Source organism: Nonomuraea angiospora, assembly GCF_014873145.1.
Classification (GTDB): Bacteria; Actinomycetota; Actinomycetes; order Streptosporangiales; family Streptosporangiaceae; genus Nonomuraea; species Nonomuraea angiospora.
In genome coordinates, this window is record NZ_JADBEK010000001.1 from 5,361,849 (window position 1) to 5,378,578 (window position 16,730).

General features: G+C 67.6%; 17 protein-coding genes and 1 pseudogene. 10 read left to right on the forward strand and 8 right to left on the reverse strand.

The genetic code is table 11. The features are described 5' to 3' along the window. Window positions 1-71: 71 nt before the first annotated feature. Window positions 72-584, reverse strand: coding sequence for a tyrosine-type recombinase/integrase (locus tag H4W80_RS24215; RefSeq protein ID WP_318787030.1), 513 nt, complete (start codon window positions 582-584; stop codon window positions 72-74). A gap of 282 nt (window positions 585-866) precedes the next feature. Here H4W80_RS24215 and H4W80_RS24220 point away from each other — a divergent pair, with 282 nt between their 5' ends. The 3 genes from H4W80_RS24220 to H4W80_RS24230 all read left to right on the forward strand — a co-directional run bounded on the left by H4W80_RS24220 (window position 867) and on the right by H4W80_RS24230 (window position 2,452). After that, window positions 867-1,229, forward strand: a complete 363-nt coding sequence (locus tag H4W80_RS24220; protein WP_192787193.1) for a hypothetical protein — start codon at window positions 867-869, stop codon at window positions 1,227-1,229. 194 nt (window positions 1,230-1,423) lie between these two features. Next, window positions 1,424-1,900 carry a hypothetical protein gene (locus H4W80_RS24225; RefSeq protein WP_192787194.1) on the forward strand — a complete coding sequence of 159 codons (477 nt, stop codon included), beginning with the start codon at window positions 1,424-1,426 and terminating at the stop codon, window positions 1,898-1,900. Between the two features lie 204 nt (window positions 1,901-2,104). After that, window positions 2,105-2,452, forward strand: a complete 348-nt coding sequence (locus H4W80_RS24230; RefSeq protein ID WP_192787195.1) for a GNAT family N-acetyltransferase — start codon at window positions 2,105-2,107, stop codon at window positions 2,450-2,452. Here the strand turns inward: H4W80_RS24230 and H4W80_RS24235 are convergent. Further along, on the reverse strand, window positions 2,404-2,661 hold the full coding sequence (locus tag H4W80_RS24235) for a hypothetical protein (protein WP_192787196.1): 258 nt from the start codon (window positions 2,659-2,661) through the stop codon (window positions 2,404-2,406). The two genes, H4W80_RS24230 and H4W80_RS24235, sit on opposite strands and share 49 nt — an antisense overlap. Before the next feature lie 955 nt (window positions 2,662-3,616). Here H4W80_RS24235 and H4W80_RS64610 point away from each other — a divergent pair. The 4 genes from H4W80_RS64610 (at window position 3,617) to H4W80_RS24255 (ending at window position 5,858) form a co-directional block, all read left to right on the forward strand. After that, the gene (locus tag H4W80_RS64610) at window positions 3,617-4,030 is read left to right on the forward strand and encodes a DUF6225 family protein (RefSeq protein ID WP_378526666.1); all 414 of its coding nucleotides are present in this window, start codon (window positions 3,617-3,619) and stop codon (window positions 4,028-4,030) included. Window positions 4,031-4,433: 403 nt separating this feature from the next. Then, complete coding sequence (locus H4W80_RS24245) at window positions 4,434-4,823, forward strand: copper chaperone PCu(A)C domain-containing protein (RefSeq protein ID WP_319717757.1); 390 nt, start codon at window positions 4,434-4,436, stop codon at window positions 4,821-4,823. Window positions 4,824-5,061: 238 nt separating this feature from the next. Beyond that, entirely contained in the window at window positions 5,062-5,388 is a 327-nt protein-coding gene (locus tag H4W80_RS24250) for a hypothetical protein (protein ID WP_192787199.1), read from the forward strand. A 161-nt stretch (window positions 5,389-5,549) separates the two neighbouring features. Further along, window positions 5,550-5,858 carry a hypothetical protein gene (locus H4W80_RS24255; protein ID WP_192787200.1) on the forward strand — a complete coding sequence of 103 codons (309 nt, stop codon included), beginning with the start codon at window positions 5,550-5,552 and terminating at the stop codon, window positions 5,856-5,858. Here H4W80_RS24255 and H4W80_RS62825 read toward each other — a convergent pair. The 3 genes and pseudogenes from H4W80_RS62825 to H4W80_RS24265 all read right to left on the reverse strand — a co-directional run bounded on the left by H4W80_RS62825 (window position 5,851) and on the right by H4W80_RS24265 (window position 8,087). Continuing rightward, window positions 5,851-6,009: a hypothetical protein gene (locus tag H4W80_RS62825; protein ID WP_192787201.1), complete on the reverse strand. Its 159-nt coding sequence runs from the start codon at window positions 6,007-6,009 to the stop codon at window positions 5,851-5,853. The two genes, H4W80_RS24255 and H4W80_RS62825, sit on opposite strands and share 8 nt — an antisense overlap. A 445-nt stretch (window positions 6,010-6,454) precedes the next feature. Further along, window positions 6,455-6,910, reverse strand: a pseudogene (locus H4W80_RS64615) (helix-turn-helix domain-containing protein); the annotation flags it as partial. An 88-nt stretch (window positions 6,911-6,998) separates the two neighbouring features. Beyond that, window positions 6,999-8,087 carry a tetratricopeptide repeat protein gene (locus H4W80_RS24265; RefSeq protein WP_318787031.1) on the reverse strand — a complete coding sequence of 363 codons (1,089 nt, stop codon included), beginning with the start codon at window positions 8,085-8,087 and terminating at the stop codon, window positions 6,999-7,001. Between the two features lie 90 nt (window positions 8,088-8,177). Between H4W80_RS24265 and H4W80_RS24270 the strand changes: the two genes are divergently transcribed. From H4W80_RS24270 to H4W80_RS24280, 3 genes are read left to right on the forward strand one after another with little or no spacing between them, the layout of a single operon-like run. After that, window positions 8,178-9,437 (forward strand): MFS transporter, encoded by a 1,260-nt coding sequence (locus H4W80_RS24270; protein WP_192787203.1) that lies wholly within the window; start codon window positions 8,178-8,180, stop codon window positions 9,435-9,437. Continuing rightward, entirely contained in the window at window positions 9,431-11,176 is a 1,746-nt protein-coding gene (locus tag H4W80_RS63740; RefSeq protein ID WP_192787204.1) for a tetratricopeptide repeat protein, read from the forward strand. The genes H4W80_RS24270 and H4W80_RS63740 overlap by 7 nt, the downstream gene beginning before the upstream one ends. A gap of 11 nt (window positions 11,177-11,187) precedes the next feature. After that, window positions 11,188-13,155 carry a CehA/McbA family metallohydrolase gene (locus tag H4W80_RS24280; RefSeq protein WP_318787032.1) on the forward strand — a complete coding sequence of 656 codons (1,968 nt, stop codon included), beginning with the start codon at window positions 11,188-11,190 and terminating at the stop codon, window positions 13,153-13,155. Here H4W80_RS24280 and H4W80_RS24285 read toward each other — a convergent pair. From H4W80_RS24285 to H4W80_RS24295, 3 genes are all read right to left on the reverse strand, one after another. After that, window positions 13,104-14,297, reverse strand: a complete 1,194-nt coding sequence (locus H4W80_RS24285; RefSeq protein ID WP_192787206.1) for a phospholipase D-like domain-containing protein — start codon at window positions 14,295-14,297, stop codon at window positions 13,104-13,106. The genes H4W80_RS24280 and H4W80_RS24285 overlap by 52 nt on opposite strands. Before the next feature lie 100 nt (window positions 14,298-14,397). Then, on the reverse strand, window positions 14,398-15,909 hold the full coding sequence (locus H4W80_RS24290; protein ID WP_192787207.1) for an ABC transporter substrate-binding protein: 1,512 nt from the start codon (window positions 15,907-15,909) through the stop codon (window positions 14,398-14,400). Beyond that, window positions 15,906-16,730, reverse strand: coding sequence for an exonuclease/endonuclease/phosphatase family protein (locus tag H4W80_RS24295; protein WP_192787208.1), 825 nt, complete (start codon window positions 16,728-16,730; stop codon window positions 15,906-15,908). Before H4W80_RS24295 ends, H4W80_RS24290 begins: the two co-directional genes overlap by 4 nt.

Genomic DNA, 16,730 nt, shown 5'->3' on the forward strand with positions numbered 1-16,730 from the left:
CCCGCTCGGCGCCGGAAGCCATTGATCGCCGACCAAGACCTCCATGTAGTCGGTCAGTGGCGAACCGCTGGTCAGCGCATTTCCTCTGACCTCCAGGTAATAGACGAGTAGCGTCCCGAAGGCGCAGATGGAGACGGCGAGGCCGAGCCGGCGTACCGCCTGCGGCCACACCCGTCCCGGACGGCCTCGATGGAGACGCCGGCGTTGATGAGTTCGGTGGCGTGGGCGTGGCGTAGCTGGTGGATGTCGATCTCGGCCCCGGCCTGCGCGCAGTAGATCTGCCGGCGGTGGTGGGCGGCGTCGTAGGACAGCGGTCCGCCGCGGCCGTTGATGGACGCACGGAACAATGGGCCGGCGGTGCAGCCGGCGCGGGCCAGGTAGAGCTTGCGCAGGGCGACGTGGCCGCGGTCGTCCAACAGGACGGTCCGCACGCTGCCGCCCTTGCCGCAGCTGCGGACGTGTTCGTCGTCCAGGCGCAGATCGAGATCCTCGACGACCTGACGCCCACCGGCGGCGGCCCATGACCACGCGAGAGTTTCCCGCCTGCCCGCCCACCGGTGGGCTGATGCGGTGACGCGGCGCACGCGTGGGAGCCGATCGGGCTCCTTGTCCGTGCCCTGGGGTCCACGAGGCGTGGCCGGGGAGACGCAGATCACATTTCCTGATGTCCCCTCACGCCGTAGCGCTTCGTCGCTTGGGTGACAGCCTCTCCCGTTACCTGACGCGCCGGCTCGTCATCGTGGGTGCGCCAGGGGCCGGTCAGCTGACTGATTCGCAGGTGATGCGGTGTAGCCACCTTTGGTGGCGCGCAAAGCCGAGAGAGGCACGCGTCATTCATGGGCCGAGCGAAAGGACGGAAAGCGCGGATGAAAACTGCGATATGTGTACTGGGAACTGCGGCGACGCTGGCCTTCGGCCTCACCGGGACGGCTACCGCGGCCGTGAACGCGCCAAAGACGGCCCAGACCAAGACGTGGAAGTGCCAGAAACCCGAAGGCAAGAAGATCAAGGTCACCTGGGAGCGCGCGAAAGGCCGTGACTGGACCTGGCTTTCCTACGTGAGCAACTGCTCCGAATCCAAGGCCATCCGGCTGTTCGTCAAGAACGCCGCAGGCAAAACCTATCAGCGATGCGTGGTCGCCAAACCGAAGTCCTCCGGGCGGAAAGCACTCAAATATAGCTATTCCGGGATCTCCAAGGTCACGGTGACGAACACGTGTTCCGGCTGAGGACAAAACCAAATGCTGGCGGCGAGCGGTGAAGCCGAGCGCGCGGCGCATGGCCAGGTACTCCTCGGCTCTGGCCCGCAGCGCGCTCACCGGCCGGCCCCGGGCCACAGGCGCGTCAGCGGGCAGCGAACACGGCAGAGGAGATCACCGTGGAAGCGCGACTCAACACCTCCGAGAAAGGGACAAGGAAGATCATGACAAGAAGGAGAACGGCGGCCGTCGCCGTCGCCCTCGCCTGCCTGACGGCGACCGTCATGGAGGCGCCGGTGTCCGCCGAGTCCGAAGCGGGCAGATCCTGGTCGTTCAAGTGCCTGGACCGCGTCAAGGCCTCGGACGACAAGGGCGGCTGGAACCTCACCGCGATCGCGACGCACAAGACGAATCGCGCACGACGCTTCCAGGTGTCCTTCCGTGCCAAGGGCGAGAAGCTGCTCGTCCATGACTACCGGGGCGGGAACTACACGCCCTCCATGCAGGTGATCGTCTACGACTTCGACGCCGGCAAGATGACCAGAATGAGGTTCGCCACAAGCCTGAACCAGAGCGGCTCGTACGGGATCGCCAAGCACATGGGGCTCAAAAAGATCAAGGAAGGACACAGGATCCGCATAGAGCTCTACAACCCCGGCGGCATGGGCACCTCGGGCCTGTGCGTGGGCGGCGTCGCCTGACTCCTGCAGGATCGACACGGGCCGGCCCTGCTGGTCGTTGCCATACGGAATCGGGTCGAACAGGCTGACTTGGCCCGACTTCAGCAGCGGCCAGACGGGCTGCTTGGCCTTGCGCATCTCCTGATCCCCCACCCACAGCACCAGGCGGCTGGTTGATGGCAGAGATGCTGAGCGCGCTGCCGCGTGGCCAGTAGGTCTGCGTCCATGACTCCCGTAACGACCTCCTCCCAGCGGCTCACCCTGCGGGAGTTCACGCCAGCCGACGTGGACGCGCTCCTGGCCATCTACGGCGACCCGAAGGTGGCCGAGCACATGAGCTTCGAGCCACGCACTCGCGATCAGGTCGAGAAAACCATCGCGGGGGTGATAGCGGCGGCTGACGCCGACCTCCGGATGGGCTACAACCTCGCTGCGGTCCTGCCGGCTGGCGTTGGGCAGTGCGGCGATCTCTGCGCCGATTCGGGGGAAGTCCGCGACCAGTTCCTCCACGGAGAAGCTGTCGGTCAGCGGCCGGCCGGTGATGGTGTCCTGGAAGAGGTCTCCTCCTGGTAGATCCGGCCGAACTCGGTGATTTCCTCCTCGGCCAGTACCGTGCCCATCGCCCCTACCAGGAGCTGTTCCAGTTCGGTCAGCTCCAGCCCCTGCTCGCGACGCGCCGCCGCGTGCAAGGCCGCACCGATCAGGGTGTTGGCCGCAGGGCTTTGCCGCAGCCTGCGCGCCGCGCGCGTTTCGGCGCGAGCATCGGACAGCTGCTCGCGCAAGCGGGCGACCCGTTCGGCAGAGGCCAGGACGGTGGTCCCATGGGCCTCCCCGTAAGTTCGCCGGTTCAGACGGCTGGGAGGCCCATGGGACGCCTCCCCCACGCCATCCCTCGACGAGTGAGCCCGTGCACCTCCCCCAGCGAGCCCGACCATGTGTGCACGTCAGGGCCCCCACCTGGCTATACACCGAAGATCGGCTCTGGTCCCCTTCGGCTGTGACAGCACCCGTCAGCCGTCGGCGGGGCAGAAGGATCCCGCAAGGAAGAACCGCTCCCACTCCGCCTGCGTCGGCTCGCCATCGAACCGCCCGTTGAATGCCCTAGGGCTCGGCGTGGGGCGGTCGACGCTGTACCGGGCGCTGGAGAACGACGACCCCGGACCGTCCCGGCGTCTGACTCCCGAGGCGGGTGGCACAGGAATGCCTGGTATTCGCGAGGCAGCAGCGACACAGCCCGTCTCACCCGCCCGTACAGCCGTTGACCAGTCGAGACAAGGATGTCACTCCGGCGCGGCAGCGCAACGCCACTCACAATCGGCAACTTTCTGTTGTCATTTGACGACAAGGAGTGCCCTCGCGATGCGTTACACCATCGCCGTGTCCACCGGCCTCGCCGCCGCCGTGCTCGCCCTGGCCGCCCTGCCCGCCCACGCAGGCCGCCAATGCCCGGGACGAAGAAGTCTTCCAGTGCAGGTACCTGCACGAGGAACTCCCCGACGCGCACGGCGAAGCCTGCGCGAACCCGCTGCCGCGTGCGGTCCGCAACATCACCCTCATCGACGTGTTCACCGGTGCCACGTACAAGTGCGAGGCCGGCTTCGCCGTTAGATCTTTCTGGATCGAGGGCAAGGAATGCAGCCGCGCCTGAGCTGACGCCGCTCCACAACACGGCCCTCCACCTGTGTCCGCACATGTCACTGGCACCGCCCAGAGCTGGGGGAAAGGCACTGTCGGGGCGTGAGCGGTCCGAACAGGAGCACTGGGCGACCGGTCCCGGCCCTTCCGCGCTCCTGGTGGCCCCGTCCGGCCAGGAGAACCAGGACGACGACCAGGTTCCCCGGACCCGCGTTGTGCCGTGGGAGACGGTCACCAGTCCCGGGGGGAGAGCGGGCCTGGACGGTCGGGCGGCTTCGTGCGGCGCTGGTCGACCTGCCCGGTGACGCGCTGGTCATCGTCCACGTCGCCAGCGAGAGCGACCCCGAGGCCGTAGACGATCAGATCATCACGAGCGCCAGGTACGGCAACGTGAGCTGGGGCGCTGCTGTTGTCGCCGTAGTTGTCGCCAGCCGGGGCGGTAATGAGCACGCCCGCCTCCTGGGCGTGGGCGATGGCGCGTTTCAGCATCGGGTCGGCGTCGTCGGAGGGTATTGAAGGCGCTGCTGGTCCGTCGCGAGCCATTGCCATGACATGTCTCACCAGGTATCTGGGTACATCGTGCTTGCGGTCAACCCTCTGCAGGCGGCGCTCGCGATGGCGGGGCCACGTGCGGCCGTTGAAACCCGGCCTGCGCGGTGCACGGTTCGTTCCTGCACATTGTGCGCCCGTCAGCGCGCCGGGGAACGACCTGACCAGAGCACCGCGAATCACATGGAAGCGCGCTATGAGGACATCACGTGGGGACCGGCGAGTGGAGGCGTTGGGAGCAACGCTCCGACTCCTCCTGACGGCCTGTCTGGTGTCGCTGCTCCCGGCCTGTAACCCCGGCCAACGCCCACACCCTCTGCCGCAATCCACCCGCAATCGGGAGGGCCTGGTCGACGGGCAGGTCGGTGCCATGCGGCTTTTGCACGTCCACATCCTGGCCCCGCCCATGGCTCAGCAGAAGTCCGGCGACGACCTGGGCCTGTACCTGACCCTGGTCAACGACAGCGACACACCCCAGAAACTCGACGGCGTGAGCACTGTGCACGCCGAAAGGGTCGTCTATCGCGCAAGCTCGTCCGCTCCCCAGCAAGCCGTCAACGTAACGATCCCTGCCCGCGCCACCCTCTCCCTCCAACAAGGACAGGGCCGCCCACACCTGGAAGTCATCGACATCCACCGGCCGCTCGGAGCCACCCCGATCGACGTCACCTTCCGCTTCACCACCGGCACGACCACCCTGCGCATTCCGGTACTGCCGCTGGAACGAGGAGCCGGTTCGCCCACTCCCACCCACAGTTGAGCCCTCCTTGCGGAGCTACAAAGGACAAACGCCCCGTTACCGGCCGCATCGGGACCGGCCAGCGGCCGACCGGACACCGAGCTGGAGCACGCGAACCAAGGCTGCTTCTTAGATCAGGCACGGAGCCAGATCTACGTCTACGTTCTGTCTGGTCAGCACTCCTGCACGGCCCATACTCGGGCACTTCTGTCTGAGCTGTCTCGTTAACCTGGTGAGGCAAAGATCAAAAGGAGCTCGGGTGTCGGAGAGCGTGCATATTTGGTGGGACGCGGAAGGCGTGGCGCGAGGCGTCAGGGTCACGGACTGGCTCTGGCCCGCCTACAACTACACGATCCGCTACGACCGGCGCGGCGCCCAAGTGCACCTCGAGGGCAAGGTGCTGATCGGGACCGCCGGATACGTCGCCGAGCTGGGCTGCTATCGATTCACCGCCGTGGGTTTCCAGCCCGACCACATGCTGAGCGAAGGGCGATGGCCGACGCTGGCGGACGCGGCCGCCGGAGCCGCCCACGCACACGCGAGGCACGACACCATAGAGATGTCGACGATGATCGCCGTCATGTAGACGGCCGTGTGACGCAGGGCTTCTTCTCTGCTCCGCAGATCCAGCCGCGCTCGCACCCTCCGCGCCGAGCTGGAGCAGTTGCGTAGCCGGGTGAGCGATAAGAAAGAACTGAAATAACTACTATCTGTCAAACAGCAGAGTACAACCTGTAACATTAACGTATGGTTCGAGGGCGTCACCGCCGACCGTCTCGTGGAGGCGTTCTACTCACCGCCGAACAGCTCGCCGTCCTGGCCCTCGTCGGCACCGTTGCGGCCGCCTGCTCAACGATCATCGACATAGCCGGAGCCGTCAAAGGCGACGCACCCACCGTTATCGCCGGGCCCACCGTCACCGTGACGGCGCCCTTCCCTGAACCGGCTTCCAACGACTGCGGGAAGCGCGTCATTGCCATCCGCGTCGCCCAGGACAGCACGATAGAGCTTCCCTTGGCCTGCATAACCCCGCTCGGGACGTTCAAGATCAGTTAACGCGCGGTGGCGGGCCGTGAGGTTCGAGGATGGTCCAGCGAGGCGGACCGAGCGTCGCGTACACCTCGTCAGGGAAGTCCGGTTCGTCCACTTCGACCTCTGCCGGGAAGTTCGCTTCGACGATCGGCTCGACTCCGAGCACCTCGTACACGAACGCGGCCGAGCCCGGGGGCGAGGAGGAAGTCCGCAGGAATTAGCGTCAGCGCACCACGCCGGAGCTCATGCGGCGGTGCCTCGCTTCCGTCGGCGCAGAGGATCGCGGCCGGCGACATGGGCGACCACGGCGTCGACGCTTGGCCGGACGTATCCTCCAGGGAGCGTACGGAGGCGTGCCGGGAGCGGGCCAACCGGGTTGGGGTGTTGGTGCCGGTGAAGGCCACCGCATTCCGACCGTGTGGGTGCCGACCCCCAGTACGTGCACCCGCCGGGTGGCGTGCTCGACCACGGCGAAGCAGTACAGCCGCGCGAGCATGACCGTCTCCACGGTAAAGAGTCACAGGCAAGAATCCCGGACGCCTGAGCCTTGAGGAACTGAGCCCAGGTCGGACCCCGCGCCGGGGAGCTGGATCGAAGCCGGCCCTCTTCAAGATCGCCCACACGGTGGCCGGGGACACCTTGCGGCCCAGCACTGCGATCTGCCCAGCAATGCGCCGATATCCCCAGTCCGGATTTTCGGCGGCCAGGCGCAGCACCAGAGTTCGGATGGCAGGTCGGATCGGTGGCCGTCCCGGCCCGTGCTTTGGGTAGGTCCAACGTCGCTTCACCAGGTGGGCGTGCCAGCGCAGGAGCGTCCGCGGGGTGACGAACAGGTGACTTCGGCGGCGTCGGGACAGGAGTCGCGCGAGCGCGGAAATGATGGCCCGGTCCGCCCACGACGGCCGGGGCACGGCGACCTGGCGCCGGAGAACAGCCAACTGATGCCGCAACACCAGGATCTCTGCGTCCTTGGACGCCTGTGATCGTGCAAGCAGCGCGATCCAGCCAAATGCTCGTAAGACGATCAAATACAGCAGCCGCAGAGCCATCCTGCGATCCTGCCGGAGCCGAGCCATCGAACACAGCAAAACACCAGATCAAAGCCTGTGACGCATTATTCGGCACCCACAGGTAGCGGCACCGGCGAGCCGGACCGTTCCGGGCTTATGGATGACGATTTTCTTCATTGCGTAGTCGCCCTTTCTCCTCGAAATGAGTGAATCGGCGATTGCCTTCACGGGAATCCGTCAGATCTTCATATCTGTCAAGATCCTGATATTTCCTGGCAACGGGTGATGCCTTCGGCCGCACGTGCCCCCTCATGCTTGCTGCCAGCCGCCTCGGCCAGTTCGCGTGCCGCATGAAAGGCGGCGAGCGCCGCCCCCGGCGCGTTCCTGCCGTCGAGCAGCACCGTGCCGAGCCGGTTGAGCGCCTCGATCTGCCCCAGCCGGTCCCCTGTCGTCTCGAACAACTCGAGCGCCTGCTCCAGCAGCTTGATACGCCCTCGGGATCACCACCGAGATGCGCCACGAAGCCCAGCTCGCGCAGCGCGTCGGCCTCGCCCACCGGGTAGGGCATCTCCAGCGCCTCCTGGGGGCTTGATCGCGCGGCCACGAGGTCGCCGGTGCGGTATTGGACGACGGTCAGGCACGTGAGCGCGTTCACCACGCCCATCCTGCTCCCCAGCTCACGGTAGACGGACAGCGCCTCGGTCAGCGTCCCGTAGGCGCCGTCGAGGTCTCCGGTGAGCTGCTGCACGACACCCAGGTTCTTGAGGGCATTGGCGGTGCCGAGCCGGTCGCCGAGCTCGGTGAAGAGCACGAGCGCGGCGCTGAGATGTTCATGTGCGGGGGGAAAGTCACCGCTCAAGTAGTGGGCGAAACCCAGGTTCTTGGTTGCCCGGGCCATCCCGGGCCGGTCCCGCTCACGCTCGAAGAGCGCACGGGCGGCAGCGAAGGACTCCAGCGCCGCCGTGCAGTCTCCGGTGAGATGACGGACCGTGCCCAGGCTGTCGAGCGCCCGTGCCTCACCGAGACGATCGCCCAGTGAACGGTACAGCACTATCGCGCTGCTCAAATGAGCCGCCGCCGCGGAAGAGGCGCCCATGGCGTATTGCACCTGCGACAACTCCACCAGCACGTCGGCTTCGCCACGAGGATCACGCGCCTCTTTATACAAGGTGAGAGCCGTTGTCAATGCCATTTCCGCGAAACGGAATTCTCCCGCTTTCCTGCGCTCGATTCCGCGGTCCACATATGTACGAGTCGGCAATACCATGGACATTCTATGCCCTTCCGGAGATAATTTCTAAATTAAATGATCTAGATAGGAGAAGGTCGGCTGATGTCCCGAGCCAGTTCCCTCTGGCGCAATCGCGACTTCATGCTGCTCTGGGCAGGCCAGTCGGTCAGCATGACGGGCACCGAGCTGACGGCGGTGGCGTTGCCGTTCGCCGCCATGACCGTGCTGGGCGCCTCACCCTTGCAGATCAGCCTGCTGACGGCTTGCGGCTTCCTGCCCCATCTCGTGGCCTCGTTGCCCGTAGGCGCCCTGGTCGACCGGCATCGCCGCCGCCCCTTGATGATCTGGTGCAACGTATGCCAGGCCGTCGTGCTCGGCTCGGTTCCGCTGGCCGCCCTGCTGGACGGGCTCGGCATCGCGCAGCTGTACGCGGTGGCCGTGGTCGCGGCCCTCCTCTCGGCCGTGTTCGACACCGCGTACCAGAGCTACCTGCCCACGTTGCTGCGCGGCGAGCAGCTCGTCGAGGGGCATGGCAAGCTGAGCGTGTCGATGTCGTTCGCCACCGTCGCCGGGCAGAGCGGCGCCGGCGCGTTGATCACAGCAATCGGCGCGGCGCGGGCCGTCACTGTGGACGCGGTCTCCTACCTGGTCAGCGCGACGACATTAGCGCTGGTCAGAGCTGATGAGCCGGTGCCCGCTCCCCGACCGGCCGGGGCCAGGCTCCGCACCGAGATCCTCGAGGGTCTGCGCTACGTCCTCGGCGACCCACTGATGCGGCCGGTCGTCCTCGCCAACGCGCTGGTCTCCGCGGCGATCGGGGGCGTGTGGTCGCTGTGGATCGTCTACGTCTACAACGAGCTGCACTGGACGGCCGTGCAAACGGGGATCTGCATGGCCGTCAGCGCGGCCGGCGGCATCGTCGGCGGGCTGCTCACCCGACGTCTCACCCAGCGATGGGGATTGCCGAGGCTCATGCTCTTCGGCGTCGTCGGGTATGCGCTCGATCTCGTGCCCACGCTGCTGGCCGGTCCGGGCATGGCCGGGTACGTGCTGGTCACGGTCGGGCACTGCCTGGCCATCGCCGTCCAGATGACCTACATCGCCGCCAACCGGAGCTTCCGCCAGCTGATCTGCCCGCCCGAACTGATGGGCCGGATGAACGCGACCTCCCGCTGGCTCGCCCTGGGCTCCAAGCCCCTCTTCGCTGTCCTGTTCGGCCTGCTCGCCACCTGGATCGGTCTGTGGGCGACACTGGCGCTCGGCGCGCTGACGTTCGCCCTCCCGACCGCGGTCATGCTCGCCTCACCCCTCCGCACGCTGCGCGGGGTGCCGTCCCGCACTCTCCAGGAGGAACCGTGTTAGAACTCACCGTCGACGCGCACAGGCGCCACGGCCCGTTCACGATCGCCGCCGCGCTCGCGCACGCGACCGTGCCCACGGTGGCCGCTCCGGAGCTCCACGACCTGGAGCTGCGGGCGGTCGCGCCGGACCTGGACATCCCCGTACGGCGGACGTCGGTCGCCGACCAGCTGGCCAGATCCGAACGCATCCTGATACCCGGCCCTCGCCACACGCTGCGCCTGACCAACGGGCTGGCGGAGTACCTCCGCCCGCTCCTGCCCATCAGGCTCACGGTCGCCAACCTGGCCCGGGCAGCCCCCACCGATCACGAGTTCCTGGAGGTCGTCCGGCGGCGCCTCTCGCTGGACGTCATCGACTCCGGCGACGCTCCGGAGCCCGACCTGACCCCGGAGGAGCATGCCTTGCGGGCGTCGGACCTCGAAGCGTCAGGGCTGATCCGGCCGCGCTTCGGCGAGCTCGCCTACCACCGGGAGCGGGGCGGCGATCCCGAGCCGGCGGCCAAGGCACTATGGGACGCGATGGGCCGCTGCCTCATGGCCGGCTTCCACCACGCCGCGGCCGACCTCGGCGAGCGCGCCCTCGCGCTGGCCGGCCCCGATGACTGGTGGCGGATCGCGTACGGCGTGGCACTGGCCTGCTCCTCCATCGACCGTGAAGACGATGCGCGCAAGCTGCTCGACGAGGCGCGGCGGCGCGGTGTCGGCCCGAAGGAACGCGCCACGTCCGCCTACCTGACGGCGATGCTCCTGGTCCGCCATCACAATCCGGCGCGGCGTGACCCGGAGGAGGCGATGGCATGGATCAACGAGGCGATCATCATCACCTCGCTGCTGCCCGACCGGCGCGAACGTGCCTTCCACCTCAGCTTCGACCTCAACGGCGCGGCGCTGGTGCAGGTGCGGCGGAGGCGGCACGACGCCGCCCGTGACCTGGTGGAGCAGGCCATCGACCTGGCCGAGCGCGATCTGGCCGAGGGCGAGCACCCGATCCACCGGCTGGTGTTGCGGGCCAACCGCGCGACGCTGCTGGCCATGGCGGGCGAGCCGGAGCAGGCGCTGCCCGACCTCGACGCCGCCATCGCCGCCGACCCGGGATACCCCGACTACTACATCGATCGTGGGAACGCCCTGCACCAGCTCGGACGGCGCGACGAGGCGGTCGCCGACTACGAGAGCGCCATGGAGGTCGGCTTGCCGCTGCCCGAACCGTACTACAACCGGGCCGAGATCCGGTTCGCGCGCGGCGACCTCCAGGGAGCGCTGGCCGACCTGTCCTACGTGCTGGAGCTCGACCCCCAGTTCGTGGCGGCTTACGTGAACCGGTCCGGGATCTGGGCCGCTCTCGGCGAGCACGCCAAGGCCAAGGCGGACGCGCTCCGCGGTCTGGAGCTGGAGCCGCGCAACGCGTACCTGCTGGCGGCCCTGGGGCAGGCGGAGGCCACGCTGGGGCGTCATGAGGCGGCGCGGACGGCGTTCCGCACGTCGCTGGATCTGGATCCGGAGGCGGCGACCACGTGGGCCAGCCGAGCGGTCCTGGCGTACGAGCTGGGCGACCTGGACGGAGCGGTCGCGGATCTGACGCGCGCCATCCAACTGGAGGAGAGCCCCGCCTTACTGTTCAACCGGGCCGTGGCCCTGCGGGACCTGGGCGAGCAGGAGAGCGCGCGGTCGGATCTGGAGCGCGCGGCGCGTCTGGATCCCGGGGACGAGGGCATCCGCGCTCTGCTTTCCGCGATCTGATGGAGGGATCCGTGCACGATTACCGCCGCCTGCTCGACCTCCATGGGGTGACGTGGGGCGAGAAGCTGATCCCCTACGTCGGGGAGGTGCACACGAGCGCCTACCTCATGAACGGTTACGACTACTGGAACGCCTGCTTCCGCCGGCTCGGCGGGACGCGCCGCGACATGGACGCGCGAATGGGCGAGCTCGACCTGGACGTCGTGGTACGGGACGCGCTGGGTGGCGATGTCCTGGACAACCTGGCGGCTCTGCGCCTCACTCCCGAAGGGCACCGGTTGGAGGCCCGGACGCTGGCCGTACTCGATGACGCGCCGCTCTCGACCACGCTGCTGCTGGACTCCAGCATGCCGGAGGAGGTCACCGTGACGGTCGACGGCGTCGCGCACGTCGTTCCACCGGGAGGCGCCAAACTGGTGGCGATCACCAGCGCCGGCACGGTGATCGCCGGAGAGCCGATTGACCTCGGCGCGCTCACCAGGCGGGCACGCGCAGCCCGGGTGCGGCTGCGTGCCGGGTTCCCGTGCAGGTGGGCCGTCACCAGTGGGGACGGGCAGGGATGGTATCCACGCGGCGCCGTCCGCGCGCTGGATGCCCAGCTGCGACCGTACTTCCACGGCGACGACCTGGAGGTCGACGTTCCCGCGGAGCGCCTCACGGTGTCCGTGACGCGCGGCATGGAGTACGGCTCGGCCACGGTGGACGTGGAGCCCGCGCCGGGAGAGGAGCTGACCGTCGAGCTGACGCCCGAACGTCTCTACGACGCGGCCGCCCACGGCTGGTACGGGGGCGACCTGCACGTCCACCTCAACTGGATGGGCGACGAACCGGCGACCCCCGAGCGGGCCGCCGCCGCGCAGATCGGCGAGGACCTGCACGTGCTGAACCTGGTCGCGGGCAACGTGGCAGGCAATCGGGTCTACGACCGGGAGCTGCTGGAGGAGTGGGTCGGGCGGGACCTGCCGTGGTCGGACGAGAGCCACGTCGCCAGGTTCGGCGTGGAATACCGCAATGACCTGCTCGGACACTTCAGCGCCTTCGGCCTCACCGGCATGCCCACGCGCTTCCACAGCGGCTTCGGTGACAGCCCGGACACGCATCCCAACAGCGCTCCACTGGCGGAACTGCGCGGCCTTGGCGCGGTCACCGGCTACGGCCACCCGTTCCACACCAATCTGAGCGACACCGACCCGCCGGACAGGGCCGTCGCCGCCGGGCGCAACTGCTCGGCCAGGGAGATCGTGGTGGACGCGGCGCTCGGCCTGATCGACAGCCTGGACGTCCTCAACCACTCCTCCATCCAGGCGACCGCCGTGGTCTATCGCCGGCTCATCGGGGCCGGCAACCGGCTCGCGGTGACCGCCGGCACCGACGCGGTCCTGTCCATATCGCGGCGCGGCACCGCGTCGAGCCCGCCCGGCTGGGAGCGGGTATACGCCTGGGTCGATGGGCCGCTGACCGCCGTTTCCTTCGCCGAAGCCGTACGGCGGGGCCGCACGTTCGCCACCACGGGCCCCTGGCTCGAGCTCGACGTCGGCGGCCACCGGCCGGGCGACACGATGCGGCCGGCCGAGGGCGACACCGTCACGATCACCGCGCGGACCGTCGGCCCCGAGGTGGAGTGGCTCCAGCTCAGGACCGCCGACGGCGTAATCGCGGAGGGCGGGCCCGGCCTGCTCACCGCCGAGCTCACCGTGCACGAACCGACCTACGTGGTCGCCGTGGCGGGAGGCGGGCCGCATCCCCGGTCAATGCACCCTGGGGGTGCCTATGCGCACACCAGCCCGGTCTACATCGGGGATCACGTGGCCAGGCGGGCCGACGTCGAGTGGTGCCTGCGCTGGCTGGACCTCCTGGAGCCGCTGCTGGACGCGGACGGCACGTTCGCCTCGGCCGCGCAGCGCGCCGCCCACCGGGATCTGCACGATCAGGCTCGCCAGGTGTACCGCGCCAGGCTGCGCGCCGTGAGCGGATCCTGAATTTTCGCCGCGCCGACTTCCCACAGCCGGGCGAAGTTGGCGCCGTACGCCTCGAGGATGCCGTGCTCGGAGAGTTCGACCATCGCCTCGTCGTTGCGTAGCAGCGAGGTGGCGTTGAAGTTGTGACTGCCGGTCATCACCCAGCCCTGCCCGGAGCCGCGGCCGGTTGGGTCGGTGACCACGATGTACTTGGAGTGGATGCGGCCGGCCGGAGTCGAGCCGTCGAGCACCCGCCGCTGCACGCCGGCGGCGTCCAGCGCAGCGGTGACCGCGTCGTCGGCCAGACCGTGCACGACGCGTACCTGGCATCCCGCGGCCACCAGCGCCGCGAGCTCGTCGACGATCGCGAGGCGGGTGGCGTCCCACTCGGACTGGCCGATCTCGACCCGGGTGCGGCCCTCCGTCTTGCAGCCGACCTGGCTGAGTCGCCGAGCGATCGGGTCTCGGTCGGCGACCGGATAGAACTGGGCGGTGACCTGGCCGCCCCGCATGCCGGTGGTGACGGTGGTGTCGTAGTCGGGGTTCTGCACCTCGGCGGCCAGGTCGTCGAAGTACTTTCCGTATCCCTCGAAGAGCTTACGGTTGCCGGGCAGCACGACCAGGTTGTTCCAGTAGCTGGTGGAGTTGACGTCGGTGATGTTGTTCGAGGCCTGTACGACGACGTCGTGCTGACCGCCGGTCTCCGAGTAGAGCGAGAACTTGTTGTGCATGCCCTTGGTGCCCTGGCAGGAGGTGGTGTTCCCTTCCGGGCTGATGTGGCTGCAAACATGCACCCATGAGGGGGCCGACTTGTCGGTGCCGAGGGTGCGGATCAGCTCCTCGGCGGCGGGGTTGTCGATCTGATAGCCGTCCATGACCATGCGTATCCGGACGCCACGGTGGTACGCGTCAAGCAGCACCGCCGCGTAATCGGCACCGGCATCGCCTGAGACGACGAACTCGGCGATCTCGATCGACGAGCCGGCCGGGGCCTGCTTGATCAGCGAGCAGATCCGTTCCACGACCGCGGTCGGGGCGCCGGCGACAGGGTCGTTGAAGGCGGCGCCGGTCTCGACCGGTACCTCGGTGGCGTTACGGCAGGCGCTGCGGGCGGGCTCCGTGAGGGCGGCCTGAGCGGTGGGGGCCCCATACAAGGTGGCCAAGGCGGCAAGACCGACAAGTACGACAGGGCGGAGGGAACGGATTCGAGGCAATGGAGTGTCTCCTGCAAAAAAAGGGGGGTTGGATGAACGGCTCCAGCAGCTATCCGACGGACACTTGCGAGAAGTCCGGCCGCCCGTTGACCGGCATCTCCAATCCCTTGACGTTGTCACGGACGGCGTAGTTGTTCTTCAGATCCACCGGGAAGATGCCGACCGCGTCATCCCAGATGATCTTGTCCGCCTGCGCGTACAGCGTCTTGCGCTCGTTCTGGTCCAGCGACCCGCGCGCCTTGGCCAGGATCGAGTCCAGATCCTTGTTGCAGTAGCCCATCCGCTTCGCCGCACAGGTGTACAGCCGGTTCAGGGTGAAGTCGGCGTCGCCGGTGCCAGTGGTGTTGGTCTGCAGGTTCATGTCCCAGTTCAGCGCGCCGAAGTCCTTGAGCCAGGTCGCCCGCTCTTTCTCCTGCGGCTGCACCTTGATGCCGACCTTTTCCCAGGACGAGATGAACGCCTGCGCCATTGCCTTGATGTTCGGCCCACCTGCCAGCGGCCACTGGATCGTGGTGTCGATGCCGTTGGGATATCCGGCCTCGGTGAGCAGTTGCTTTGCCAGAGCCGGGTCGTAGGAGTACGGTTCCAGCTGGGTTGACCCGAAGACCGCTTGGGTGACCGGCGACTGGGCCACCGTGCCGAGGTCTCCGAACAGGTCGCCGACAACGCTCTTGATGTCGATCGCATGCAACATGGCCTGGCGTACCTTGACATTGTCGAACGGCTTGTTGTTCTGGTTGAACCAGATGAAGTAGTAGTTGAAGCTCGGGCCGACCCCGTACTTGATTCCGTCCACGCCGGATACCTCGGCCACCTGGTCCGGCGGGATCGACGCGAGCACATCCACCTCGTCGTTGTTCAGGGCGGTGATCCGGGCCGAGACCTCCGGCATGTTGAGGACCTCGAGCTTCGCCACCTTGGCCTTGGTGCCCCAGTATTTGTCGTTGCGGCTGAGCACCACTTTGTCGTCGGGGCTGAACAAGTCGAACTTGAACGGTCCGGTGCCGATCGGCTTCTGCCAGTACGCATCGCTGGTGACCTTGTCGCCCTGGCCGATGAACACCAGAGACAGGGTGCTGGGCAGGGTGCCCAGCGGCGCCGAGGTGTGGAACGTCACCGTGTGATCGTCGGTGGCGTCAATGCCGGTGACGGAGGCGAGCAACGGGTCCAGCGCCCCCTTGAGGCTCTTCAGCCGCTCCACGGACCCCTTGACGTCCTTTGCGGTGAAGGCGCTCCCATCGCTGAAGGTCACCCCGTCGCGGAGGTGGAACACCCACGTCTTCTCGTCAGGGCTCTCCCATGACGTGGCCAGCTTCGGGGCCGCCTGGCCGTCCTTCATGACAGTGAGCGTCTCAAGCCCCTGCTGGACGGTGGTCTGGACCGCCTCTTCCGCAGGGTACTGCTGGACATCAAGCGATACGGGGAACAGTTGTGGCGCGTAGCGCAGCACTTGGCCCTCGGTATCGGAGCTAGCGGAGCCGCCGGAGCCGCCGCAGGCCGCGAGGCCCATCACAAGGGCGACTGCGGCGAGGCCGCCTATGGCCCGGGATCGTGCGATCATTGCCTCTCTCCTTGATTGGTTTGAGCTGATACCGCAGCCGATGGCAGGGTGAAGGTCGCCGCGACGGGCTTGTGGTCCGACGGAGCGTTCCCTGCCGAGAAGAACTCGACGACCTCGCTGGCCCGGGTGGCGATCGGGCCTCGGGAGAAGATCCAGTCGATGGCCTTGGACGGGGACCCCAGCGGGGAGAGGCGCGTTCCGCGGTCGACGACGAACGGCAGCGGTTCCACGGGGTGGGTGACCGGCGACGTGCGTCCCAACGCGGTGAACGAATCGAGAAAGCCGCCGTTGCCGAGCACCCACAACGGCTGCCCGATATCGTTGATGTCCACCGTGAACAGGCAGGCCGCGTCGCCGGCGATTTCATCCAGCGCCGTGACCACCCGCTCCGCCTGTCCGGTTCGCAGGTTGCGGCCATCCGCCCGCTCCTGTGCGTGGCCCGGCCACGTCAGGTGTGCGGTGGAGAACACCAGCGGCCGTGCGTCGTCGACTCTGGGCTTCAGCCGCACCCAGAACAACCTGGCGTTGGCATCGAGGATGCCGACGTCTCGTGTCCCGTACTCCACGAGATCGAACAGTTCCCGCCGCCACCACAGATTGCTCTGCGCTCCCCATCCGGGGAAGTCGTCGTGCACCCGTTCGTGTCCGGGCAGCGCCTCGTCCACCACCGCGCGCGAGCGAGGACGAAGTTCCTGGGTCGCCAGGAGATCGGGGGGCCGGGTGGAGAACAGGTCATGGATCGCCGGCTCTCGCTGCTCCAGATGCCAGTCACCCCACAGGTTGTAGGTCATCACGACGAAGGTGAACGATCCGGTCAGCAT